The 6,440-nt window shown below is 61.5% G+C and carries 1 protein-coding gene; it reads right to left on the minus strand.

Annotated features, from left to right (window positions below; translation table 11 throughout):
* Positions 1–24: 24 nt before the first annotated feature.
* Positions 25–6,417 (minus strand): non-ribosomal peptide synthetase, encoded by a 6,393-nt coding sequence (locus CBW65_RS19140; protein WP_087458201.1) that lies wholly within the window; start codon positions 6,415–6,417, stop codon positions 25–27.
* Between the last annotated feature and the right edge of the window lie 23 nt (positions 6,418–6,440).

Below are 6,440 nucleotides of genomic sequence, written 5' to 3' on the forward strand. Positions count from 1 at the left end.
TAAGAATCCAGCTTTCTTATCCAATCAAATACCTCCGTCTTCCATTTTCATGATCTCTTCAAACAGCGCGGTTTCGATGATTTCAGACAATGCTTCCACCGTATAAGCTTCAAACAGGCTTTGCAGCGAGATCTTCAGCTGGAACGCCGCGTTGATCCGCGAGATGATCTGCGTGGCGAGCAGCGAGTGGCCGCCGAGTTCGAAGAAGTTGTCGTGCACGCCAACCTGTTCGACATTCAGCACTTCGCTCCAGATCGCGCAGACCGTCTCTTCGATCGGCGAGCGCGGAGCGACATATTCGGCAGATGACGACTGCACCGGCAGCGGCAAGGCGCGGCGGTTGATTTTGCCGTTCGGGGTCAGCGGCATGGCATCAAGCGTCACATAGGCGGACGGAATCATGTACTCGGGCAGCTTTTCTTTTAAGAAACTGCGCATGATTTGCAGGGTCAATTCGCGCCCAGCTTCTGGCACGAGGTAGGCGATCAGGCGTTGGTCGCCGCCCGCATCTTCGCCTACGATGACCAGGGATTCGCGCACGTCCTGATGTGCGGTCAGCGCCGCTTGGATCTCGCCAAGCTCGATGCGCAGGCCCCGCAGCTTGACCTGGTTGTCGAAGCGGCCGAGGAACTCCAGGTTGCCGTCTGGCAGCAGGCGCGCTTTGTCGCCGGTGCGGTAGAACCGCTCCCCTGTGGCAAACGGGTTGTCGAGGAATTTCTCAGCGGTCATCTCCGGCTGGTTCAAGTAGCCGCGAGTGACGCCTGCCCCGCCCAGATACACTTCCCCGGCGACGCCGACCGGCACCGGTTCCATGAACGCATCCAGCACGTACAGGCGGTTGCCCGGAATCGGACGACCGGCGAGCATCGTCGTGCGGAGACTCTCCTCGCCGCGAATCGGGTTGTACGTGGACGTCATCGTGCATTCGGTCGGGCCGTATTGGTTGACGACCAGCACGTCTGCGCCAAACACCTGCTGGGCTTGCTGCACGACGTAGCCGTAAAGGACTTCGCCGCTGGCCAGCGCGAGGCGCACGTTCGGGAAGCGGCGGCCTGCGTCGAGCGCCGCTTTGGTCAGCGCGTGGAGCAAGGCCGGCACGATGCTCAGGATCGCAGTGATGCCCTGCCCTTCGATCCGGTCGAGCAGCGCGGGTGGATGCTTGACTTCTTCATCGCGGACCAGGACAATTTTTGCCCCGGTCAAAAGCGGCCCGATCATGTCGCGCACAGAGGCGTCAAAGGAGAAGGAAGCCAGCTGCAGCACGGTATCCTTTTCGCTAAGACCGTAGCTGCCTGCGATGTAGCGCAGGAAGTTGGCCGCCCCGCCATGCGTGGAGAGCACGCCTTTCGGGTTGCCGGTCGAGCCGGATGTGTAGGTGACGTATGACAGGTTGTGCAAAGCGGCTGTGTGCTGCGGATTGTGTTCCGGGCAGGCTGCAAATGCGCTGTCGGTTGCGTCTACCCACACCACTTCGCCTTCATAGGCGGGCAGTTGATCGGCCAAAGCCTGATGAGCCAGCAGCAGAATTGGCTTGGCATCTTGCACCATGTAGTTCAGGCGCTCTTTCGGATAGGTCGGATCGAGCGGCAGATACGCTCCGCCCGCTTTCAGGACGGCCAGAGCGGCCATGACCATCTCCGGCGACCGCTCGGCGGAGATGCCGACGATGACTTCCGGGCCCACACCTTTTGCTTGCAGAAAATGCGCGAGGGCGTTGGCGCGCTTGTTCAGCTCGCCGTATGTCCAGACGGTGTCTTGGAACACCAGCGCGTCCGCTTCGGGAGTACGTGCGGCCTGCGCTTCAAACCTCTCGTGGATGCACAGTTCTGCTTCCGTCTCCCCTGCCGTGTCGTTCCACCCGACGAGCAGTTGATGACGCTCCTCTGCGGTCAACAGCGGCGCTTGGAAGACCGGCAGCTCCGGGTTGTCGGCGAACGCTTGCAAGAGACTTGTGAAATGCAGGATCAGGCGCTGCATCGTCGCTTGATCGAACAGGCCGGTGTTGTAGGTTAAGGTGCCGACGATGCCCGTTTCGGTCTCGGAGAGGCCAAGCGACAGATCGAATTTGGAGACGGGACGGTCGAATTCTACTCCGGACAGGGTCAAGCCCGGCAGGTCGACCGTTCCTTTTGGCGTGTTTTGCAGCAGGAACATCACTTGGAACAGCGGTGAGCGGCTCATGTCGCGCTCCGGCTGCAGTTCCTGCACCAATTTTTCAAACGGCACTTCCTGGTGCGCGTAGGCGTCGAGCGTGACGCTGCGCATGCGGTCGAGCAGTTCGGCAAATGTCGGGTTGCCCGAGAGGTTGGCGCGCAGGACCAAGGTGTTGACGAAAAAGCCGATCAGCCCTTCTGTCTCCTGGCGGTTGCGTCCGGCGACCGGAGTGCCGACGGTGATGTCGTCCTGACCGCTGTAACGGGCGAGCAGCGTCTGGAAGGCGCTGAGCAAGGTCATGAACAAGGTGACATTCTTGCGTTTGCTCAAGCTCACCAGACGCTCGGACAGTTCCGGGGTCAACGCAAACGTTTCGTTTGCTCCGCTGTGTGTCTGCACGGCAGGACGGGGACGGTCGGTCGGGAGTTCCAGCACCGGCAAGGCGTGGAGCTGCTCTTTCCAGTACGACACTTGGCGGTCGAGCACATCGCCTTGCAGCCAGTTGCGCTGCCACGCCGAATAGTCGGCGTATTGCAGCGAGAGTTCGGACAACGGCGACGCGTCACCGTTTACTGCTGCTGTATACAGCTGGCAGAGTTCGTCGGTGAACACGCCCATCGACCAGCCGTCGGAGATGATGTGGTGCATGTTGAGCAGCAGTACGTGCCCTTCGTCTGCCGTCTGCACCAAGTGCAGGCGGATCAGGCTGTCTGCGCCCAGATCGAACGCGCGTCCGGCGTGTTCCTGCATCAGGCGCTGCAGTTCTTTGTCGCGCTCCCCTTCCGGCAAGCTGCGCAGGTCGCTGTACGGCAGCGTCTGCGGCACGTGCGGCGCGATGATCTGCTGCGGTTCGCCGTCCAGATCGGCAAACGTGGTGCGCAGCGCTTCATGGCGGGAGATGATCTCATTGACGCCCGTTTCCAGAGCGGAGCGATTCAGCGTGCCGTTTAAGCGCACCGCGTACGGAATGTTGTAGGCGGGCGATCCCGGCATCAGCTGGTCGACCAGCCAGAGACGTTGCTGCGCGAAGGACAGCGGAAGTTGTCCGTCACGGGACGCTTGGACCATCGACGGCGCTGTCAGGCCGCTTTTTTCCGCGCGCGCTCCTTCGATCCATTCGGCCAGCAGGGCGGGCGTTGACGCTTCGAACAGGCTTTTCAGCGGCAGTTCGATCTCAAATGCGCTGTTCAGGCGGGACACGACTTGCGTAGCGAGCAGCGAGTGGCCGCCAAGCTCGAAGAAGTTGTCGTGGACGGAGATGTTCGCGGTGTGCAGCACTTCCGACCAGATGCTGGTGATCACCTCTTCGGCAGGGGTGCGCGGCGCGGTGTATTCGACGCTGTGGCTGGTGTAGTCCGGCTGCGGCAGCAGACGGCGCTCCACTTTGCCGTTGGCGTTCAGCGGAAGCGTGTCGAGCACGACAAACGCGGACGGAATCATGTACTCCGGCAGGTGTGTCTTCAGATACGCGCGTACCGTGCTCCCATCCAGCTCTGCGGAAGGCAGGACGGTCAGGTATGCGGCGAGGCGTTTGTCGCCGGGCTCGTCTTCGCGGGCGATGACGACACCCTCTTGCACCAGCGGATGTGCGGCCAGCGCCGCTTCGATCTCGCCGAGTTCGACGCGGAATCCGCGGATTTTCACCTGGTTGTCGAGGCGGCCGAGGAATTCCAACGTGCCGTTGGGCAGCCAGCGCACGAGGTCGCCCGTTTTGTACAAGCGCTTCCCTGCTGCAAACGGATGCGGGACAAATCGCTCGGCGGTCAGCTCCGGACGGTTCAGATAGCCGATGGCCAGACCGTCGCCGCCGATGTGCAGTTCACCTGGCACGCCCGATGGAACGAGGCGGCCGGATGCATCCAGCACATAGACGGTGGTGTTGGCGATCGGACGTCCGATCGGCACCGATGTTTTCAATTCCGCTTCCTCTGCCACGGTGTGCGTGCAGGCGAACGTCGTGCTTTCGGTCGGACCGTAGCCGTTGATCAGCTTGGTGTGCGGAAGCTGCCCGACCACTTTTTTCACATGCGCGACCGAGAGTGCGTCTCCGCCTGCCAGCAGGTAGGAGACTCCGGACAGGTCGCTGAGCCGCTCGTCGACCATCTGGTGGAACAAGCCGGCCGTCAGCCAGAGCACGCTGACCTGCTGTTCGCGGAGCACGCGGCCAAGTTCGGCGAGCGTCGGCAGTTCGGCCGGGTAGATCGCAAGGCGCGCGCCGCTTAGCAGAGCGCCCCAGATTTCGAAGGTGGCGGCATCAAATGAGATCGAAGCGAATTGCAAGAAGACCTGATCTGCTGTAAAAGGCACATAGTCGGTCTCTTTGACCAGCCGCACCACGGCGCGATGCGGGATGCAGACGCCTTTGGGCAAGCCGGTCGAGCCGGAGGTGTAAATCACATAGGCGAGCTGCTCCGGGTCGATGGCGACCGACAGCTCTTCCCCGCTCTCGCCTGCTGCAGCTGATTCGATCGTCTCCCAGGTGAAGACGTTCGGCAGGTTCGGCGGCAGTTTGTCTGCCAGGTGCGCTTGGGTCAGCAGCGCGGCGACTTCAGCATCTTGAGCCAGATACGAGAAGCGGTCGGACGGATAGGACGGGTCGATCGGCACGTAGGCCGCACCCGCCTTGAGAATGCCGAGCAGGGCGATGATCAGTTCCAGCGAGCGCTCCATGCACAGCCCGACCCGCGCTTGCGGCAGGATGCCCTGCTTTTGCAGGAAGCGGGCCGTCTGATTGGCGCGTTCGTTCAGTTCGCGGTAGGTCAGCTCTGCATTTCCAAAGGTCAGCGCGATGCTGTCCGGCGTTTGTGCGGCTTGGCGGGCAAACAACTGATGAATTGATTCTTGCGGATAAGAGGTAAAAGTATCATTCCAGATGTTCAGCAGTTGATTGCGTTCCGTATCGGACAAAAGCGGCAGATCGGTGACGAGCTGGGAGCTGTCTTCTGCGATCCCGGCCAGCAGCGTTTGGAAGCTGTCGATCATGCGCAGGATCGTCTCGCGGGCGAACAGGTCGGTATTGTAGGAAAAGGTGCCTGAGAGGCGTCCGTCCCCTTCGTTCAGTTGCAGAGACAAGTCAAATTTGACGGTGTCGTAGTCGAATTCGACCGGGCTGACCGTCACGCCTGGCAGCTCGATGTTTCCTTGCGGCGCGTTTTGCAGCGCGAACAGCACTTGGAACAGGGGCGAGCGGCTCATGTCGCGCTCCGGCTGCAGCTCTTTGACGAGGTGCTCAAATGGCAAGTCCTGATGTTCATAGGCTCCGGCTGCCGTCTCGCAGACGCGGGCCAGCAATTCGTCAAACGTCAGGCTGCCCGACACCTCGGTGCGCATGACCAGCGTGTTGACGAAAAAGCCGATCAGCCCTTCGGTCTCTTCGCTGGTGCGCCCGGCGATCGGGGTGCCGACCGCGATGTCGTCCTGGCCGCTGTAGCGGGCGAGGAACAGCTGGAACGCGGCGAGCATCGTCATGAACAGGGTGACTTGGTGCCGCTGGCTCAAGGAGCGCAGCAGCGAGGCCACTTTTTCCGGGAGTTCAAAGCTTTCGGCGGCGCCGCGGTACGTTTGCATCGGCGGGCGCGGAAAGTCGGTCGGCAATTGCAGCGGCGTGAGGCCGCTCAGCTTGTCCTTCCAGTAGTTGACCTGCGTGTCCAGCGTCTCCCCTTCCAGATACTCGCGCTGCCAGATCGCGTAGTCGCCGTATTGGATCGGCAGGTCGGGCAGCGGTGAAGGCTGTCCGGCGGAGAAGGCGTTGTACAGCGCGACAAGTTCGCGCATCAGCACGCCGATCGACCAGCCGTCGGAGATGATGTGGTGCACGGTAAACAAGAGCACATGCTCGGCATCGTGCAGGCGAAGCAGTTTGGCGCGCAAGAGCGGGCCGGTGAACAGGTCAAACGGGCGGTTCGCCTCTTCGGTCGCCAGTGTTTTGACCGTCGCTTCCAACTCCGCCGCCGGGAGCTTGGGCAGCTCCACCAGCGGCAGTTGGAAGTCGAAGGAGGAGGAAATCAGCTGTACGAGTTCCTCTTCCTCCACTTCGAACGTGGTGCGCAGCACTTCATGCCGCGCGATGATCTCCCGAATGCCCGCCTCGAGCGCCTGAACATTCAGGCGCCCGGTGAAGCGGACGGCAAACGGGATGTTATAGAGGGCATTTTCGTCGAGCAGCCGGTCGATGAACCAGAGCCGCTGCTGCGAAAAAGAGGCAGGCAGCGCGTAGACATCGTCTTCCGTTTGCAAGACACCCTCTTGGGTCAGTTCTGACATAGCTTCTACCTCCGGTCTCTCTC

This window comes from Tumebacillus avium, assembly GCF_002162355.1.
Classification (GTDB): domain Bacteria; phylum Bacillota; class Bacilli; order Tumebacillales; family Tumebacillaceae; genus Tumebacillus_A; species Tumebacillus_A avium.

Bases quoted from the DNA above. Each gene is read 5' to 3' on its own strand.
- CBW65_RS19140 (WP_087458201.1), bottom strand. From the start codon at position 6,417: ATGTCAGAACTGACCCAAGAGGGTGTCTTGCAAACGGAAGACGATGTC.